Source organism: Micrococcus sp. KRD070 (genome assembly GCF_017168435.1).
GTDB classification, from domain to species: domain Bacteria; phylum Actinomycetota; class Actinomycetes; order Actinomycetales; family Micrococcaceae; genus Micrococcus; species Micrococcus luteus.
Genome location: NZ_JABFNH010000023.1, coordinates 46,310 through 64,264, shown reverse-complemented (window position 1 = coordinate 64,264; position 17,955 = coordinate 46,310). Strand labels below are relative to the sequence as shown.

Genomic DNA, 17,955 nt, shown 5'->3' with positions numbered 1-17,955 from the left:
CCCCCACCCCGGCCCCGGCGACCGCCGGCGGGCCCGGCGGTCGCCGGGGCCGCCGGCGGCCCCGAGGACGGGGCCGCGCGTCGGCGGCGTGGAAAGGACGACCGCCCGGTGCAGTACCGCCGCGGCTGGTTCATCCCCGTGTTCACCACGCTGCTCGCCCTCACCCTCGCGGCCGTGGCCGTGTGGGGCTACCTGTGGACCCAGACGCAGTACTACGTGGGGGCCAACGACGGCCGGATCGCCGTGTTCAAGGGCGTCTCCCAGCGGCTGGGCCCGCTCGAGCTGTCCCACGTGGACCGCCAGACCGACCTCCCGGTGGACGCGCTGCCCGCGTACGCACGCGACCGCGTGAACGCCGGCATGCCCGCCCGGGACGTGGACCACGCGGAGCAGATCGTCGCCGAGCTGCGCGACTCGCTGCACCCGAACGCCCCCGCCCCCGCCGGTGAGCCCTCCGAGCGGGCCCGGCCGAGCACGACGCCGTCGTCGTCCTCCGCCCGCCCCTCGGACGCGTCCGGCTCCACCGCGCCGACGAGCCCGGCGTCGTCCCCGAGCGCGACGGGAGGTGAGGCCCCGTGACCGAGGTGATCTCCCCCGCACGCCCGCGCCGGAACATCGAACTGGTCCTGCTGCTGGCCGCCCTGGCCATCGCCCTGGGGGCGGACCTGCTGGGCATGATCGGCACGGACGCCCCGCTGGACTCCACCGCCTGGGTGCCGCTGGGCGTCTTCGGCGCCGCCACCCTCGTGCTGCACGTGGTCCTGCGGCTGCGGGCCCCCTACGCGGACCCGTTCATGCTGCCGATCACCGCCCTGCTCAACGGGCTGGGCCTGGCCATGATCCACCGGCTGAGCCAGGACGCCGCGATGGCCAACCCCACCTCGCAGCTCGTGTGGTCCGTCCTGGCCGTCCTGGTGGCCTCCGCCCTGGTGTTCCTGGTGCGCGACCACCGGGTGCTGCGGCGCTGGCCCTACCTGTTCCTCGCCGCGTCCGGCGTGCTGCTGCTCCTGCCGCTCGTGCCCGGGCTGGGCCTGAGCATGTACGGGGCGCGGATCTGGATCGACGTCGGATTCGGCACCTTCCAGCCCGGCGAGATCGCCAAGATCACGCTGGCCATCTTCTTCGCCGGCTACCTCTCCGCGAACCGCGACCTGATCCTGCTGGCCGGCCGCCGTGTGGGCCCGGTGACCTTCCCCCGAGCCCGGGACCTCGGCCCGTTGCTGGCCGGCTGGCTCCTGGCGCTCGGCGTGCTCGTGTTCCAGCGCGACCTGGGCTCGGCCCTGCTGTTCTTCGGCATGTTCATGGCGATGCTCTACATCGCCACGTCCCGCGCCTCCTGGATCCTCCTCGGCCTGGGCCTGATCGCCTTCGGCGCGGCGCTGGCGTTCCTGTTCATGCCGCACGTGACCGCCAGGTTCGAGATCTGGCTGAGGGCCTTCGACCCCGAGATCTACCATCGCGACTTCGGCGGCTCCTACCAGGTGGTCCAGGGCCTGTTCGCGATGGCCTCAGGCGGGCTGATGGGCACCGGCCTGGGCGCGGGCAACCCCACCCAGGTGCCGCTGTCCTTCTCGGACATGATCCTCACGGCCATCGGCGAGGAGCTCGGCTTCGTGGGCCTGGCCGCCGTGCTCGTCCTGTACCTCCTGCTCGTCACCCGCATGATGCGCGCCGCCCTCGGCGTGCGCGACGCGTTCGGCAAGGTGCTCGCCTCCGGCCTGGCCTTCACCATGGCGTGGCAGGTGTTCGTGGTGATGGGCGGCGTGACCCTCGTGCTGCCGCTCACCGGCCTCACGACGCCGTTCCTCGCCGCCGGCGGCTCGTCGCTGCTGGCCAACTGGATCATCGTGGGGCTCGTGCTGCGCATCTCGAACGCCGCCCGCCGTCCCGTGGTCGTGGACGGGATGGTCAACGCGTCCGGGCCCGGCGCCGGCCACCTCGACCCCGGCACGGCGCTCCCGGCGGCGGCCGTGCCCCCGGGAGGAGGTGAGGAGCGGTGAACGAGGCGATCCGACGCACGTGGACCGTCATGGCGGCCATGATCCTGGTGCTCGCGCTGGCCGCGTCCGTCATCCAGGTGCTGGCCGCGGACCAGCTCAAGACGCACGCCCTGAACTCGCGGCAGATGTTCCTGGAGTTCGGCGCCCCGCGCGGGCCGATCCTCGTGGACGGCGAGCCGATCGCCGAGTCCGTCCCCTCCGACGACGCGTACCACTACCAGCGCGTCTACCACGAGCCCGAGCTGTACGCCCCGCTCACAGGCTTCTATTCGCTCACCTACGGCACCGACGGGCTGGAGGCGGCCATGAACGAGCAGCTCTCCGGCACCCCCACGTCCCAGTTCGTGGACCGCGCCATGGAGATCATCACGGGTGCCACGCCTGAGGGCGACCAGGTGGAGCTGACGATCGACCCCGAGCTGCAGCGTCTGGCGTACGACGCGCTCCCGGACGGCGTGCGCGCCTCCGCCGTGGTCACGGACCCGACGACGGGCGAGATCCTGGCCATGGTGTCGAAGCCGAGCTTCGACTCCAACGCGCTCTCCTCGCACAGCCCGGCCGAGGCGCAGGCGGCCATGGCCGCGATCGACCAGATCCCCGGTGCCAGCGCGTACCGCAACCGCGCCGCGGAGCAGCTCGTGTCCCCCGGCTCCACGTTCAAGCTGATCGACGCGGTGGCCATGCTCGAGTCCGGTGACTACACCCCGGACGGGACGGTGGACATCCCCGCCGCGTGGACGCTGCCCGGCACGACCACGGAGCTGCCCAATTACGACGGCTCACCGTGCAACACCGTGGGGCGTCAGACCCTCACGTGGGCGCTGGCGCAGTCCTGCAACACGCCGTTCGCCATGGCCGCCGTCGAGCTGGGCCAGGACCGGATCCGGGAGGTCGCCGAGCGGTTCGGCTTCAACGACTCCTTCGACTACCCGCTGCCCGTGACCGGCTCCGTGTTCCCCTCCGACCTGGACGACGCCGCGCTGGCGCAGTCCTCGATCGGCCAGCGGGACGTGCAGGCCACCGCGCTGCAGATGGCTATGGTGGCCGCCGGCATCGCGAACGACGGCGTGGTCATGGAGCCGCAGCTGATCAAGGCGGTCCGCCGTTCGGACCTCACCACGGTGCAGGAGTTCAGCCCCCGTGAGCGCGGCCGGGCCACGACCCCCGAGGTGGCCGGGCAGGTCTCGGACATGATGGTCTCGGCGGTGGAGGACGGCATCCTGGGATCCGTGCAGTCGGACACGGTGCGGATCGCGGCGAAGTCGGGCACGGCCGAGGTCGGGGACACGGGCAACGTGCACTCCTGGATCACCGGCTTCGACGCGAGCGAGAACCCCCGGGCGGCCGTGACGATCGTGGTGGAGGACGAGCCGCCGGGGGTTGGACATCAGACAGTCGTCAGTGGCATGAAGGCAATCATGGAAGCGGTGGTCACGGAATGAGGCCGACATCGGGCATCACCCTCGGCGGCAGGTACCAGTTGACCGATCGCATCGCGATCGGCGGCATGGGCGAGGTGTGGAAGGCGCGGGACAAGGTCCTGGGCCGGATCACCGCCGTGAAGATCCTCAAGGAGGAGTACACAGGTGACCCCAACTTCCTGCGCCGCTTCCGGGCGGAGGCCCAGCACACGGCGCTGCTGAACCACCCCGGCGTCGCCAACGTCTACGACTACGGCGAGGAGAAGGGCTCCGCCTACCTCGTCATGGAGCTCGTGCCGGGCCAGCCGCTGTCCTCCATCCTCGAGAAGGAGAAGGTGCTCTCCCCCGAGCGGACCCTGCGGATCATCGCGCAGACGGCGGCCGCGCTCTCGGCGGCCCACGCCCAGGGGCTCGTGCACCGCGACGTCAAGCCCGGCAACCTCATGATCACGCCCACCGGCCGGGTGAAGGTGACGGACTTCGGCATCGCGCGCCTGGCGGACCAGGTCCCGCTCACGGCCACCGGCCAGGTGATGGGCACCGCCCAGTACCTCGCGCCCGAGCAGGCCACGGGGCAGCAAGCCACCGGCTCCTCCGACCTCTACTCGCTGGGCATCATCGGCTACGAGGCCCTCGCCGGGCATCGCCCGTTCACGGGCGAGTCCCAGATCGCGATCGCCCTCGCCCAGGTCAACGACACCCCGCCGCCCCTGCCGGACACCGTCCCGGCCCCGGTGCGCGCCCTGATCATGTGTATGCTCTCGAAGGACCCCAAGGAGCGGCCCTCGGACGCGACCGCGCTCTCGGAGGCCGCCGACGCGCTGCGTCGCAAGGACACCCGCGGCGCGGTGGAGGCCGTGCCCGGCCTGGCCGCCTTCCTCGAGGAGCAGGGCGTGGCCGACCCCTCGGGCGCCGAGACCGCCCCCCTGGACTACGACGGCATGCGCACCACCCATCCCCGCGCCGAGGGCACCCGGACGGACGGCTTCCCCGCCACCGCGGCGCTGCCGGTGACCGCGGCCCAGCCCCGCACCGACGACGACGCCCGCGGCCCCGGCGCCGCCGGTGCGGCGGCCGTGGGCGCGGCCGGTGTGGCCGGCGCCGCCGCGAGCGCGAGCACGCGCGACCACGAGATCGCCGCCGTGCGTGATCAGCAGACCCGCCCGGGCGACGTCGTGGACCCGGGCCCGCCCGCCGGGGGCGGCTCCGCACCCGCCCGCCGGCGACGCGCCAACCGCTGGCCGCTGTGGGCGCTGCTCGGGCTCGTGGTGTTCGCCCTGCTGGGGGCCCTGCTGTGGCCGCTGCTCACGGGTGGCCGCGGCGTCGGCGGCTCGGCGCCGGCGACCTCGCAGGAGGAGTCGTCCGTGCACGTGGACCCGGAGGCGTACAAGGGTCGCCCCGTGAGCGAGGTGCGCACCGAGCTCGAGGGCCTCGGCCTGGCGGTGCGCGAGGAGGACCGCGACGCGCAGAGCCCGCAGGGCACCGTCGAGGAGATCAACCCCGTGGGGGCGCTGCGGCGCGGTGAGACCGTCACGCTGGCCGTCTCCACCGGGGAGGGCGTCATCCCGGAGGGCCTCGTGGGCCAGCCCGTGGAGAGCGCGATCCAGACGCTGCGCGACCGCGGCTTCACCGTGGACCGGGTGGACGACCCGTCCGCCGACGGCGCCGACGGCGAGGTGGTGCGCGTGGTGCCCGGCGAGGGCGAGCGACACCGCTATGACACGCACGTGCAGCTGATCGTGGCCACCGGCGGGTCCGACGCCGCGCCGACCCGCGAGGCGTCCCAGCCCGCCTCGGAGCCGGAGCCCAGCGCGTCGGAGGAGCCGAGCACCGGGCCGAGCCCGTCGGCCTCGGACGAGCCCAGCCCGTCCCCCACCGCCGAATCCCCGACAGCCACCGCCGACCCGGAGCCCACGCCGGAGCCGTCCGAGGAGCCGACGACGCCCACGGGGGATCCGACGACGGAGTCCTCCGGGGAGTCCACGGCACCGACGGGCGAGCCCACCACCGACCCGTCCGCTGACGCGCGTGGTGCGGAGGCCTCGTCCGCCGACGCCACGCCCTCCGCTTGAGCGGCGGGCGGGACGGGCACGCGGACGTGTCTGTGGATGAGCAGAGGATCCTGAACGGGCGGTACCGGATCGGTGAGCTGATCGGGCGCGGCGGCATGGCGGACGTCTTCCGCGGCGAGGACCTGCGGCTGCACCGCCCGGTGGCGGTCAAGCTGATGCGCCGGGACCTGGCGCGCGATCCGCACTTCCAGGCGCGCTTCCGCAAGGAGGCACGCTCGGCGGCCTCCCTGAACCACCCCTCGATCGTCTCCGTGTACGACACGGGCGAGGTCTCCCTCGAGGACGGCCTCCATCCGGTGGACTGCCCGTTCCTGGTGATGGAGCTCGTCTCCGGCCGGACGCTGCGGGAGATCCTGCACGCCGAGGGCGCCGTGGGCACGGACCGTGCCGTGGCCTGGACCCGGGGCGTGCTGGAAGCGCTCGAGCACGCGCACGAGGAGGGCATCGTCCACCGCGATGTGAAGCCCGCGAACGTCATGGTCACGGAGACGGGCGCCGTGAAGGTGATGGACTTCGGGATCGCCCATGCGCTGGCCGACACCTCCGCCACCACGTCGCAGACCCAGGCCGTGGTGGGTACGGCCCTCTACCTGGCTCCGGAGCAGGCGACGGGCCGCACCGTGGACGGCCGCGCCGACCTCTACGCGGCCGGCTGCCTGCTGTTCGAGCTGCTCACGGGCCGACCCCCCTTCACGGGTGACACGCCGCTGGCCGTGGCCTACCAGCACGTGCGCGAGGAGCCGCCGGCACCCTCCGACGTCGACCCCGACCTGCCGCCCGCGTTCGACCCCGTGGTGCTGCGCGCCCTGCGCAAGGATCCGGAGGACCGGTTCCCCACGGGCGCCGCGTTCCTCGCGGCCCTCGAGGAGGCCGCCGCGGATCCGCACGCCGGCCCCGGCCGTCACACCCCGCCGCTCGATGCCGTCCCTCCCGCCCTCGTCGGCGCGGTGCTGGGCGCCGCGGCCGCGGAGCACGGGGCCGATGTGCCGACGGCCGCGGTCCCGCTGACCCGGCCGACGCCCTCCGTCCCGGCCGAGCCGGACGCCGCACAGCCCCAGGCGGCGAACCATGCCGTGGCGGGTGCGGGACTGCTCGGCGCCGCCTCCGCCGCGCAGCTTGCCGCCGCCGCCGCCATGGACGGCCCCCGCCCGGTGACGGTCGGCCAGCCGGTGATGCCCGGTGCGGTCGCGACGCCCCGGCCCGAACCGCAAGGGGACACGCCGGCGCCAGCGACGGCCACGCACCGTCGCGTCCGCCGGCGCCTCCGCCGGCGCACGCTCCTGGCGGCCGGCGCGGTCCTGATCGCGCTGGCCCTGGTCCTGGCGCCGTGGCTCGCGGCGGCTCTGCCCACCACCGCGGAGGTGCCCGCGGTGGTGGGGCTGCAGCAGGACGAGGCGGTCGCGGCGCTCGAGGACGCAGGTCTGGTGGCCGTCGTCTCGTCCGCGTACATGGCCGACGCCCCGGACGGGACCGTCACCCAGAGCGACCCGCCGACGGGCACGGAGGTGCCCCGCGGGGCCGAGGTGCGGATCCGGGTGTCCCGCGGCGAGGAGGGCATCGCGCTGTCCGACTCCCTGCACGGGCTGTCCGAGGACGCGGCCCGCCGCGAGCTGGAACGGCTGGGCCTGCGTGTCTCCTCCGTGCAGTACCAGGACGACGGCCGACTCGAACGCGGGCTGCTCGCCCGCACCGACCCCGCGATGGGCACGCACGTGCCGCCCGGCTCCTCCGTGGTGCTGCACCTGTCCAGCGGCATGGTCGACGTGCCGGATGTGGTGGGGATGAGCGCTCCGGACGCGCGGCGTCAGCTGGCGCTGAGCGCCCCCGAGCTGCGCGTGCGGATCCAGGACGAGGACGGCGCGACCACGGACACCGGAACGGTCGTGGCCCAGGATCCGCCCGCCGGCGTCCGCGTGGACAACCGCTCCTCTCTGACCCTGACGGTGTCCTCATGGATCGCGCCCACGGCCGAGCCCTCCGAGCCGGCGCCGCCGTCCAGCGAGGCGCCCGAGCCCACGCCGTCGGCGTCCGCGTCACCGAGCCCCCCGCCGTCGGAGAGCCCCGAGCCCTCCGCGAGCGCGGAACCCTCGCCCTCGCCGTCCGCCTCGGCCACGCCCAGCCCCGAGCCGACGACGACCGCGACGCCGTCACCGACGCAGAGCCCGGCGTCGACGTCGGCGGCCCCGTCGACCTCGTCGGAGCCGACCGAGCAGTCGCCGAGCACCTCGTCCACCGCGACGCCGGTGGACCCGCTGCCGACGCTGACGCCGGAGCCCGAGCCCTCGATCGATCCGCCGCCGTCCACCTGAGCGGACGGGGCGCCGTCGGACCCGCGAACCGGGCCCCGGGACCGGTCAGTCCTGGCGGACGAGGGGCGAGAGCCGGCCGCCGCGCTCGGCGGCCCCGGAGAGCCCCACGGACTCGAGCCAGTTGCCGAGCATCCGGTAGCCGCCCTCGGTGAGGACGGACTCGGGGTGGAACTGCACGCCCCACAGGGGCGCGGTGCGGTGGGCCAGACCCATCACGACGCCGTCCTCGGTCTCTGCGGTGATCTCCAGGACCGCCTCGTCCACGGTGGGCCGCACGGCGGCCAGCGAGTGGTAGCGGGTGGCGGTGAACGGCGAGGGGACGCCCTCGAACATGGGGTGCTCGCCGTGGCGGACCAGGGACGTCTTGCCGTGCATGAGGGACTCCGCGTGCGTCACGGTCGCGCCGAACGCCTCCGCGATGGCCTGGTGCCCCAGGCACACCCCGAAGAGCGGGCGGCCGCCGTCGGCGGCGGAGCGGATGAGGTCGAGGGAGACACCGGCGTCGGCGGGTGCGCCCGGCCCGGGCGAGATGAGCACGGCCGTGTGCTCGGCCGCGAGCTCGAGGGCGCGGGCGGGGGTGACCTCGTCGTTGCGGATCACGGTGGTGCGGGCCCCGAGCTGCTCGAGGTAGCCCACCAGGGTGTAGACGAAGCTGTCGTAGTTGTCGACGACGAGGACGGAGACCTCGGGGCTCTGCACGGGGGCGCTCTTTCCTCCCCGCCGCGTGGGAGCGGGGTGCATAGACTGGCCGGGCACGTCGCTGACCCCGGTCCTGGGCAGGTCAGCAGGATACCGTCCCCGCCCCGGTCTCCGCCGGTGGGGGCGCCCATCACCCCCCCACCCGAGGAGAAGACCCGTGGCAGCACCCGCCGGCAAGCGCAAGGACTCGGCCCGTCGGAAGCGCGAGGAGCTCGAGGCCGCGCGCCGCAGCCGCTCCGCCGTGCGGACGGACCTCGGGGACGTGGACCCGGGTCCGAAGCCCCTCTCCCCCGGGTACAAGGTCGTGATGTTCGGCCTGCTGATCCTCGGCCTGCTCTGGATCATCGTCTACTACCTGACCCAGGGCCTCTTCCCGATCGTGCAGATCGGCGGCTGGAACATCCTCGTGGGCTTCGGCATCGCGCTCGTCGGGTTCCTCATGATGTCCCGCTGGAGCGAATGACACGCGTGTAGTTCTCCACAGCGGTGGACAACCCTGTGGATGGCGGATCCGCACGATCCGGCCCGGAGACGAGTTGTCCCCGGAGTTGTCCACAGGTGTGGACACCCCTGTGGGAAGAAGTGCACACCCGCCTGTGGAGAACTCCGGGGACGGTCGGGGACGACGGCCTAGCCGAGCAGGCCGGCCACCGTGACCCGTGCGGCGCCGAGCACCGTGAGCGCCGCCAGCGCCGCCGCCACGACCACGAGGCCGGCCACCTGGGCGCCCACGGACGGCACGCGCGCGCGGCCGGGCCGCAGCCCGCCGGCCAGGGAGAACACGACGGCGACGACGGCGCCCGTCAGCAGCCCGCCCACGTGCACCTGCCAGGCCACCCCGGGCAGCAGGAACGAGAACACGAGGTTCAGGACGATCAGCACGGCGATCGAGCGCACCTGCCCGCCCCGCACCCGGGTGAGCAGGAACAGGGCCGCGAACATGCCGTACACGGCGCCGGACGCCCCGACGACGGGCTGCAGCGGGTCCGAGACCCACAGCGCGAACACCGCGCCGCCCACGGCGGAGAGCACGTAGAGGGCGAGGAACCGCCACCAGCCCAGCGCGGGCTCGAGCACGCGCCCGATCACCCACAGCGCGAGCATGTTCAGCAGCAGGTGCGTGGGGCCGGTGACGTCGTGCACGAGCGCGTAGGAGGCCATCCGCCACGGCTCCATGCCGTACGGGGACGTGTAGAGCCCGGCGTACCAGAGCGCCTCGGTCACGCCGGACGCCTGATCCCGGGTCATCCACTGCGCCGCGTAGACCACCACCGTGACCGCCAGCAGGATCCAGGTGACGGGCGAGGCGGCGAAGCCCGTCCGCCGTCGGACCGGGACCGACGCGGCGGCGCCGGCGGGAGCCACCGTCGGAGCAGGGCCGGCCACGACGCCGGACGCACAGTCCACGCAGACCGGTCCGGCCGCGGAGCCGGGACGCTGGCAGTCGAGGCACGCGGGGCGCCGGCAGACGGCGCAGCGCACATACGCGGCACGGCCCGGATGCCGCGGGCACACCGGGGGTGTGCCGTCCGCGGAGTCCGGGCCGTGCGGGTCAGAGGGGGTGGTGCTCACCGAGGGGCTGCTCAGGCCTCGTCGATGTCGATGGACTCGATGACGACGTCCTCGAGCGGGCGGTCACGGGGATCGGTGGCGACGGCGTTGAGCTCGTCCACGACCTTCTGGGAGGCCTCGTCCTTCACCTCGCCGAAGATGGTGTGCTTGCCGTTGAGCCAGCCGGTGGGCACGGAGGTGATGAAGAACTGCGAGCCGTTGGTGCCGGGGCCGGCGTTGGCCATGGCCAGCAGGTAGGGGCGGTCGAACTGCAGCTCGGGGTGGATCTCGTCGCCGAACTGGTAGCCGGGGCCGCCGATGCCCATGCCGAGCGGGTCGCCGCCCTGGATCATGAAGTCCTTGATGATGCGGTGGAACACGGTGCCGGAGTACAGCGGGGCGCCGTTGTTCTTCTCACCGGTCTGCGGGTGGGTCCACTCCTGCTCGCCGGTGGCGAGGCCCACGAAGTTCTTCACGGTCTTCGGGGCGTGGTTGCCGAACAGCTCGACGACGATGTCGCCGTGGTTCGTGTGGATGGTCGCGGTGTGCGTCTTGTTCGCCATGCGCCCCATTGTTCCATCCGCGGCGGCGGGCCGTCCGGATCCCGCCGTCCGGGGTCGGGATCTTCCGCGATCGGCGTACGCACTCCCGGCGTGCCGGGACCCGTGCCACGGCGGGGGTCGGCCACTAGGCTGGGCCTCGAGGACCACCGCGTTCAACGACCATCCAGAACCCACGGGAGGCATCACATGGCTCGCACGACCCTGCACGACGAGATCCAGCACGACGGCGGCGCGAACGCGTTCGTCGCACGCCAGGCGGAGAACCTGCGCCACTGGGCCGCCCCGAAGGTGGAGTCCACCCGCGCCTGGAGCGAGGTGGCGGCGGCCTACGGGCTGATCGGCGGCTCCGCCGCGGCCGAGGAGGGCCGTCGCAAGGCCCAGGACGCCAAGGAGGAGTACGGCCCCGTCGTCGAGCGCGGGGCGCGGAAGGCCGGTGAGGCCGTCGCGCACCAGTACGGGCTGCTGGCCCCCGCCGTCGCCAAGGGCGTGGACACCGTCCAGGACTTCCTCGAGCACCTGCAGGCCCAGGCGCAGGACGCCGGCCACGAGGTGCAGCAGCAGTTCGCCGCGGCGCGCAAGGACGCCGAGAAGGCCGCGAAGAAGGGCCGCCGTCGTGGGGGCCGCAAGGCCACGCAGCTGCGCCGGGACGGCCGCCAGACCGCCAAGGGCCTGCGCAAGGACGCGAAGAAGGCCGCCAAGGGCGCCCGCAAGGACGCGCAGCGGTCCGCCGCCCTGTTCAGCGACCGTGCCGGCCAGGCCAAGGACGCCGCCGCGGCGGGCGGCCTGACCCTCGCCGGCCTCCTCGCCACGGGTCTGTCCGCACTGCAGGAGCAGGGCGGGAAGGTGGCCCCGCAGGTGCAGGCCCGCCTGGCCGACGCCGGCGACTACGCCCAGCGCCGCAAGGAGGAGGTCCTCCCCGTGGCCGCCGCCCGCCTGGCCGACGGCGCCGCGCACGCCCGCAAGACCGCCCACGACGTCGAGGTCCCGGACGCCCTGGAGCAGGCCCTGATCAAGCTCACCGGGGACAAGGCGATCGTGAAGCGCCTGCGCAAGGGTGCCGAGCAGTACGCCGGCGCGGCCGAGAAGGACCTGAACCGTGCCGCCGGTCGCCGGGCCTCCCGCTCGGGCGGCCGCGCCTGGATCGTCGCGGGCATGGCGGCCGCCGCCGCCGGCGCCGGCTTCGCCCTGTGGCGCCTGACCAAGCCGGTGCAGGATCCGTGGACCGCCCCGGTCCCGGGCCCGATCACCGCGAACATCCCGGTGGTGGAGGCCAACAACCCCTACGCCCAGCAGCAGAAGGTCGTGGCCGAGGCCGGCTCGGCCGCGGCGGGCCAGGGCGTGCGGGTGGACACCGCCGCCCCGGACCCGGTGGCCGCCGCCAACGCGAAGGTGCTGGGCGTCCAGCCCGGGCAGCAGCGCTGACCCGCTTCCCCGCGCCCTGAGCGCGCAGCGGACGGAGCCCGGCCCGCGCATCCTCGGCAGAACCGAGGGTGCGCGGGCCTTGTCCGCCGCCGGGAGCGCGCGGGAGGCTGGGACTGCCCGGGATCCCGACGCCGGGCGGAGGAGTGATCCGCATGAGCACGACCCTGACCCTCTTCGGCCACTCGGCCGTCCGCCTCGAGAAGGCCGGCCGGCGCCTCGCGTTCGACCCCGGCGCGTTCAGCGACGCGGCGGTCCTGGACGGCGCGGACGCCGTCCTCGTGACGCACGGCCACCCGGACCACGTGGTCCCCGAGCAGCTGGCCCGGGCGTTGGCCGGCACGGAGACGCACGTGTGGGCGCCACGGGACCTCACGGGGCCGCTGGCGGAGGCGGGGCTCGACGCCGGACACGTGCACACGGCCGTGCCCGGGGAGACGTTCGAGGCCGCCGGCTTCCGGGTGGAGGTGCTCGGCGGGGAGCACGCGGTGATCCACGCCGAGGTGCCGCGCCCGGTGAACGTGTCCTATCTCGTGGACGGGGCCGTGCTGCACCCCGGCGACTCGTTCACGGTGCCGGACGCCGACGTCGAGGTGCTCCTGCTGCCCGCCGCGGCGCCGTGGCTGCGCATCGCGGACGTGGTGGACCAGATGCGGGCCATCGCGGCGACGCACACCCGCCCCATCCACGACGGCATCCTCAGCGAGGACGGCAAGGGCGTGGTGGATCGGGTGCTCTCGGGTCTCGCCGAGGGCGTGACCGACTACCGGCGCCTGGCCCCCGGGGAGCTCTGGACGTTCTGAGGCACGGGGAGGCAGCGGCCGCCCCGGGGCCGGTCACCAGCTGAGGGTGATCTCCAGCTCGGCGTCGCCGCCGTCCTCGACCTCGAGCTCCACCTCGAGGCCCACGCGGTCCGGGACGGTGACGACGACGTCGCGGCCGCCGTGCTCGACCCGCACCTCGTTCTGCCGGGAGAGCTGGTCGGCGAGGTCGCGTAGGCGTGCGGCGGCCTGCTCACGGCTGAGGGTCTGCTGCTGCTCGTGCTCGAAGAGGTCCTTGCCCATGGCACCGACGGTAGCCGGTGGGCGGGGTGCGCGCGACGGACGGGCCCCGGCGCGGCCGCGCCGGGGCCCGTGCGGGTCAGCGGGACGCGGCCGGGGCGAGGGCGGGATCGTCGTCGCGGTGGATCTCGAAGCCGGGTGCCCGGTAGGTGGGCTCCCGGCGCTTGAGGGCGCGGATGACGAGCAGGGTCACCGGCACGATGAGGATCTCCACGAGAGTCTTGTACGCGAAGCCGGTCACCGTGTAGTTCGCCAGTTCCAGCAGCGAGATGGTGCCGGCGTAGGCGATGGTGCAGAAGATCAGGGTGTCGAAGAACTGGCCGACCACGGTCGAGAGGATGAGCCGGAACGCCACGTGCCGTTCCCTCATGCGCTCCTTGAGGCGGACCACGATGGACGCGTTGAGCAGGGAGCCCACGAGGAACGCGACGAAGCCGGCCACGGTGATCCGCAGCATGGGCGCGAGGGCCTGGTCCCACACCTCGAAGCCCTCGACGGGCGTGGTCCAGGAGACCACTGTGTAGGTGAGGGCGGCGAGCACGAGCATCGCGAAGCCGAGGACGATGGCGCGGCGGGCCCGGCGCCAGCCGTACACCTCGGCGAGGATGTCGCCGACGATGTACGCGAACGGGAACAGGAAGGCGCCGCCGTCGAAGATGAGGGGGCCGCCGTCGTAGAAGAGGTCCGAGATGACCGGGACGGTGGGGCCGTAGAAGAGCTTGGCCGCGGTGACGCCGGAGAGGATCAGGAGGGCGATGAAGACGCCCACGAAGATGTCGTAGTAGCTCGCGGGCACCCGGGCGTAGGCCGGAGTGCCCTGCCCAGAGGCGGGTCGGTCGGGGGACGGGGTGTCGATGGTGGTGTTCACCGGACCATCCAACACCACGCACGACGACGGTGGGCGCGGTGGGCGGGTCCGGCGGCGGGGGTTCGGGGCAGGCCATCCCCGTCCCTCCGTGGGCAGAAACGCCCTCTCTTCTGCCCACGGGGCCCGAAGTCCTGCGGTTTGTGCCCCAGGAGCCCCCGGGTCGCCGGTTTCTGCCCACGGTGCCGGCGCCGGCGGCCACCCTGGGCAGACGAAAGGGCCCGGGAGTCTCACGACTCCCGGGCCCTTCTTCGGTGGAGGCAAGGGGACTCGAACCCCTAACCCCCTGCTTGCAAAGCAGGTGCGCTACCAATTGCGCCATGCCCCCGTGAGGACCGGTCAGTCCTCCGGTGCCGGCTCGACGCCGTCGGCGTCCTCCGGCAGGTCGTCCGTGGCCGTGGCCCAGACGTCCTTCCCCGCACTGTTCTCCCGCCAGAGACGCGCCCCATAGGCGGCTGCCGCGGCGCTGACCACGAGGGCCACGCGTGCCAGTCGACCCATGGGAAGACCTCCGGAGACGAACGGAGCCCCAGCGGACCGGGGCTCTGTGTGGTGGGAGTGGGCGTACCAAGACTTGAACTTGGGACCTCTTCGTTATCAGCGAAGCGCTCTAACCGCCTGAGCTATACGCCCTCACCGTCGCTCACGGCTGACGCCGTTCACAACAGGAGATGACTGTACAGGAACGCCGACGCCCCGCGCAAATCCGCGCGGGGCGTCGTCGAGGGTCTGCTCAGTCGTCCGTCAGCGTGACGCCGAGGCCGCCCACGAGGCTCGCGCAGAGGTTGTAGAGCAGCGCGGCCACGGTGGCCAGGGCGGTCAGCAGGATGACGTTGACCACGGCCAGCACGGTGGCCAGCGAGGTCACGGTGCTCAGCGGGGCCAGGGACGCCACGGTGTAGCGCCCGGCCTCGGAGCCGAGCACGGTGCCGATCACGTCGTTGACCCTGTCGAAGATCCCGAGGACGTCGGACAGCGAGTACAGCGCCACCGCCGCCACCACCGTGAGGATGCCCAGCGCCACCGAGAGCAGGAACGCCAGCTTCAGCACGGACCACGGGTCCACCCGGGTCAGCACCAGGCGGGCGCGGCGCACCTTGGCCTTCGGGACGGCGCGGACCAGGTCCTCCTGCGAGGACCCGCTGGCCTTGCGCACCGGGCGGCCGGACCGCGGCTCGGCGGCCTTCCCGGTGCTCCGTCCCTGGCCGGGACGCGACGACGCGGACGTGCTCACTGCTCTCCTCCGTCTGCACCCTCACCGGCGTCCTGCGTCAGGGCGTCCTCCGGTGCGGCTACGGGGTCGGTCGGGTCGATGTCTGCGTCCAAGGGTACATCCGGCCCCGCCTCGGCCTCGGCGTCCGCCTTCGCCTCCATCTCCTGCTCGTTGTTCAGGGTGACGGCGACGATCCGGTCCCGCTTGTCCGGCTTGGCGAAGATCACGCCCATCGTGTCGCGGCCCTTGGCCGGCACACCGGCGACGGCGGAGCGCACCACCTTGCCCGAGGCCATCACCACGAGGACCTCCTGGTCCTCGCGCACCACGAGACCGCCGGCGAGCTCGCCGCGGTCGTCCACGAGCTTGGCGACCTTGATGCCGAGGCCGCCGCGGTTCTGCGGGCGGTACTCGTCCACGTGGGTGCGCTTGGCGAAGCCGCCGTCCGTGACGGTGAAGACGTAGCCGTCCTCCTCCACCACGTCCATCGTCAGCAGGGAGTCGTCGTCGCGGAACTTCATGCCGGTCACGCCCGAGGTCGCACGGCCCATGGGACGCAGCGCCTCGTCCGTGGCGGTGAACCGCAGGGACTGGCCCTTGTGCGAGATCAGGATGAGGTCGTCGTCGGGCGAGACCACGCGGGCCGAGACCAGCTCGTCCCCCTCGCGCAGCTTGATGGCGATCAGGCCGGCGGTGCGGTTCGTGTCGTAGTCCAGCAGCGGCGTCTTCTTCACGAGGCCGCCGCGCGTGGCGAGCACGAGGTACGGGGCTCGGCCGTAGTCCACGAGCGGCTGGATCTGGGCGATCCGCTCGTCCGGCTGGAACGCGAGCAGGTTGGCCACGTGCTGGCCCTTCGCGTCGCGGCCGGCCTCGAGCAGCTCGTACGTCTTGATGCGGTACACGCGGCCGAAGTTCGTGAAGAACAGCAGCCAGTGGTGCGTGGACACGGTGAGGAAGTGCTCGACGACGTCGTCGCCGCGCAGCGTCGCCCCCCGCACGCCCTTGCCGCCGCGCGCCTGGGACCGGTACTGGTCGATCCGGGTGCGCTTGACGTAGCCGCCGCGGGTGATGGAGACGACCATCTCCTCCTCGGGGATCAGGTCCTCGATGGACATGTCCCCGTCGAAGCCGGCCATGATCTCGGTGCGGCGGTCGTCGCCGTGCTTGGCCACGATCTCGGCGAGCTCCTCGGAGATGACCTCGCGCTGACGCTGCGGGGACTCCAGGATCCGGTTGTACTCGGCGATCTTGGCCATGAGGTCGTCGTACTCGTCCTGGATCTTCCGGGACTCCAGGGCGGCGAGCTGGCGCAGCTGCATCTGCAGGATGGCCTGGGCCTGGACGTCGTCGATGTCCAGGAGCTCCTTGAGGGCCTCGCGGGCCACGTCCGCCGAGGCCGAGCGGCGGATGGTCGCGATGACCTCGTCCAGCATGTCCAGGGCCTTGAGCAGGCCGCGCAGGATGTGCGCGCGCTCCTCGGCCTTGCGCTTGCGGAACGCGGTGCGGCGCACGATCACGTCGATCTGGTGCTTCACCCAGTGGTGCACGAAGCCGTCCAGGGACAGGGTGCGCGGCACGCCGTCCACGAGCGCGAGCATGTTGGCCGAGAAGTTCGACTGCAGCTCGGTGTGCTTGTAGAGGTTGTTCAGCACCACCTTGGCGACGGCGTCGCGCTTGAGCACGATCACCAGGCGCTGGCCGGTGCGGCCGGAGGTCTCGTCGCGCATGTCCGCGATGCCGCTGATCTTGCCGTCCCGCACCATCTCCGCGATCTTCGCGGCGAGGTTGTCGGGGTTGGTCATGTAGGGCAGCTCGGTGACCACGAGGCACGTGCGGCCCTGGATCTCCTCCACGTTGACCACGGCGCGCATGGTGATGGGGCCGCGGCCGGTCCGGTAGACCTCCTCGATGCCCTTGCGGCCCAGGATCTGGGCGCCCGTGGGGAAGTCGGGGCCGTGCACGCGGGCCAGGAGCGCCTCGAGCAGCTCCTCGCGGGTGGCCTCGGGGTGCTCGAGGTACCACTGCACGCCCGCGGCCACCTCGCGCATGTTGTGCGGCGGGATGTTCGTGGCCATGCCGACGGCGATGCCCGAGGAGCCGTTGACCAGCAGGTTCGGGTACCGGGCGGGCAGGACGACGGGCTCCTGCTGCTTGCCGTCGTAGTTGTCCTGCATGTCGACGGTGTCCTCGTCGATGTCCCGGACCATCTCCATGGCCAGCGGGGCCATCTTGGTCTCGGTGTAGCGCTGGGCGGCGGCGCCGTCGTTGCCCGGGGAGCCGAAGTTGCCCTGGCCGAGCGCCAGCGGGTAGCGCTGGACCCAGTCCTGGATGAGGCGCACGAGGGCGTCGTAGATCGCGGTGTCGCCGTGCGGGTGGTAGTTGCCCATCACGTCGCCCACCACGCGGGCGGACTTGTTGAACGCGCGGTCCGGGCGGTAGCCGCCGTCGTACATCGCGTAGAGCACGCGACGGTGCACCGGCTTGAGGCCGTCGCGCACGTCCGGCAGCGCGCGGCCGACGATCACGGCCATCGCGTAGTCCAGGTACGAGCGCTTCATCTCCGACTCGAGGTCGACGGGCTCGACCTTGTCGGCGGCGCCCTCGGGGAGCACGTAGTGCTCGACCTCGATGTCCAGGCCGGTCTGCGGGGTCCCCGGGGTCGGGGCGCCCTCGACGGGCTCGTCCGGGGTCTGGGGGGTGGTCTCGTCGCTCACGCGGGTCCTCTCGTGCTCCCCGCGACGGCGGGGAGGGTGGTCGACTCAGGCAGGTCTGCGGGTCCGGC

General features: G+C 73.1%; 15 protein-coding genes, 2 tRNA genes and 1 pseudogene. 8 read left to right on the top strand and 10 right to left on the bottom strand.

The annotated features are described in order from the left end of the window. From J1M38_RS09700 to pknB, 5 genes and pseudogenes are all read left to right on the top strand, one after another. Positions 1-579 (top strand): annotated as a pseudogene (locus J1M38_RS09700) (serine/threonine-protein phosphatase); the annotation flags it as partial. After that, positions 576-2,000 (top strand): FtsW/RodA/SpoVE family cell cycle protein, encoded by a 1,425-nt coding sequence (locus J1M38_RS09695; RefSeq protein ID WP_036314455.1) that lies wholly within the window; start codon positions 576-578, stop codon positions 1,998-2,000. The pseudogene J1M38_RS09700 and the gene J1M38_RS09695, both read left to right, overlap by 4 nt. Beyond that, on the top strand, positions 1,997-3,442 hold the full coding sequence (locus J1M38_RS09690) for a penicillin-binding protein 2 (RefSeq protein WP_036384638.1): 1,446 nt from the start codon (positions 1,997-1,999) through the stop codon (positions 3,440-3,442). Before J1M38_RS09695 ends, J1M38_RS09690 begins: the two co-directional genes overlap by 4 nt. Then, on the top strand, positions 3,439-5,493 hold the full coding sequence (locus J1M38_RS09685) for a protein kinase (RefSeq protein ID WP_179288598.1): 2,055 nt from the start codon (positions 3,439-3,441) through the stop codon (positions 5,491-5,493). Before J1M38_RS09690 ends, J1M38_RS09685 begins: the two co-directional genes overlap by 4 nt. Before the next feature lie 32 nt (positions 5,494-5,525). Continuing rightward, positions 5,526-7,802: a Stk1 family PASTA domain-containing Ser/Thr kinase gene (gene pknB, locus J1M38_RS09680; RefSeq protein ID WP_206481305.1), complete on the top strand. Its 2,277-nt coding sequence runs from the start codon at positions 5,526-5,528 to the stop codon at positions 7,800-7,802. A gap of 45 nt (positions 7,803-7,847) precedes the next feature. Here the strand turns inward: pknB and J1M38_RS09675 are convergent, their stop codons facing one another. Beyond that, complete coding sequence (locus tag J1M38_RS09675) at positions 7,848-8,501, bottom strand: aminodeoxychorismate/anthranilate synthase component II (protein WP_002858195.1); 654 nt, start codon at positions 8,499-8,501, stop codon at positions 7,848-7,850. Positions 8,502-8,658: 157 nt separating this feature from the next. Here J1M38_RS09675 and J1M38_RS09670 point away from each other — a divergent pair, with 157 nt between their 5' ends. After that, complete coding sequence (locus tag J1M38_RS09670; RefSeq protein ID WP_060973757.1) at positions 8,659-8,964, top strand: cell division protein CrgA; 306 nt, start codon at positions 8,659-8,661, stop codon at positions 8,962-8,964. Positions 8,965-9,131: 167 nt separating this feature from the next. On the opposite strand, the gene J1M38_RS09665 is transcribed toward J1M38_RS09670, so the two are convergent. Together J1M38_RS09665 and J1M38_RS09660 are read right to left on the bottom strand one after the other, a co-directional pair. After that, positions 9,132-9,866 carry a rhomboid family intramembrane serine protease gene (locus tag J1M38_RS09665; RefSeq protein WP_342356228.1) on the bottom strand — a complete coding sequence of 245 codons (735 nt, stop codon included), beginning with the start codon at positions 9,864-9,866 and terminating at the stop codon, positions 9,132-9,134. A gap of 218 nt (positions 9,867-10,084) precedes the next feature. Then, the gene (locus tag J1M38_RS09660) at positions 10,085-10,615 is read right to left on the bottom strand and encodes a peptidylprolyl isomerase (protein ID WP_010079725.1); all 531 of its coding nucleotides are present in this window, start codon (positions 10,613-10,615) and stop codon (positions 10,085-10,087) included. Positions 10,616-10,801: 186 nt separating this feature from the next. Here J1M38_RS09660 and J1M38_RS09655 point away from each other — a divergent pair, with 186 nt between their 5' ends. Both J1M38_RS09655 and J1M38_RS09650 read left to right on the top strand, forming a co-directional pair. Then, positions 10,802-12,037 (top strand): hypothetical protein, encoded by a 1,236-nt coding sequence (locus tag J1M38_RS09655; protein ID WP_206481304.1) that lies wholly within the window; start codon positions 10,802-10,804, stop codon positions 12,035-12,037. A 152-nt stretch (positions 12,038-12,189) separates the two neighbouring features. Then, positions 12,190-12,837 (top strand): MBL fold metallo-hydrolase, encoded by a 648-nt coding sequence (locus J1M38_RS09650; protein WP_044659938.1) that lies wholly within the window; start codon positions 12,190-12,192, stop codon positions 12,835-12,837. A 33-nt stretch (positions 12,838-12,870) separates the two neighbouring features. Here the strand turns inward: J1M38_RS09650 and J1M38_RS09645 are convergent, their stop codons facing one another. The 7 genes from J1M38_RS09645 to gyrA all read right to left on the bottom strand — a co-directional run bounded on the left by J1M38_RS09645 (position 12,871) and on the right by gyrA (position 17,887). After that, a complete protein-coding gene (locus tag J1M38_RS09645; protein WP_020624434.1) occupies positions 12,871-13,098 on the bottom strand; it encodes an amphi-Trp domain-containing protein in 228 nt (75 codons plus the stop codon). Positions 13,099-13,174: 76 nt separating this feature from the next. Then, positions 13,175-13,963: a queuosine precursor transporter gene (locus J1M38_RS09640; RefSeq protein ID WP_049145006.1), complete on the bottom strand. Its 789-nt coding sequence runs from the start codon at positions 13,961-13,963 to the stop codon at positions 13,175-13,177. Between the two features lie 252 nt (positions 13,964-14,215). Beyond that, positions 14,216-14,288: transfer RNA gene (locus tag J1M38_RS09635), tRNA-Ala, on the bottom strand. An 11-nt stretch (positions 14,289-14,299) separates the two neighbouring features. After that, a complete protein-coding gene (locus J1M38_RS09630) occupies positions 14,300-14,461 on the bottom strand; it encodes a hypothetical protein (RefSeq protein ID WP_020624432.1) in 162 nt (53 codons plus the stop codon). Between the two features lie 58 nt (positions 14,462-14,519). Beyond that, a tRNA-Ile gene (locus J1M38_RS09625) sits at positions 14,520-14,593 on the bottom strand. A gap of 100 nt (positions 14,594-14,693) precedes the next feature. Next, positions 14,694-15,194, bottom strand: a complete 501-nt coding sequence (locus J1M38_RS09620; RefSeq protein ID WP_010079768.1) for a DUF3566 domain-containing protein — start codon at positions 15,192-15,194, stop codon at positions 14,694-14,696. After that, complete coding sequence (gene gyrA, locus J1M38_RS09615; protein ID WP_206481303.1) at positions 15,191-17,887, bottom strand: DNA gyrase subunit A; 2,697 nt, start codon at positions 17,885-17,887, stop codon at positions 15,191-15,193. Before gyrA ends, J1M38_RS09620 begins: the two co-directional genes overlap by 4 nt. Between the last annotated feature and the right edge of the window lie 68 nt (positions 17,888-17,955).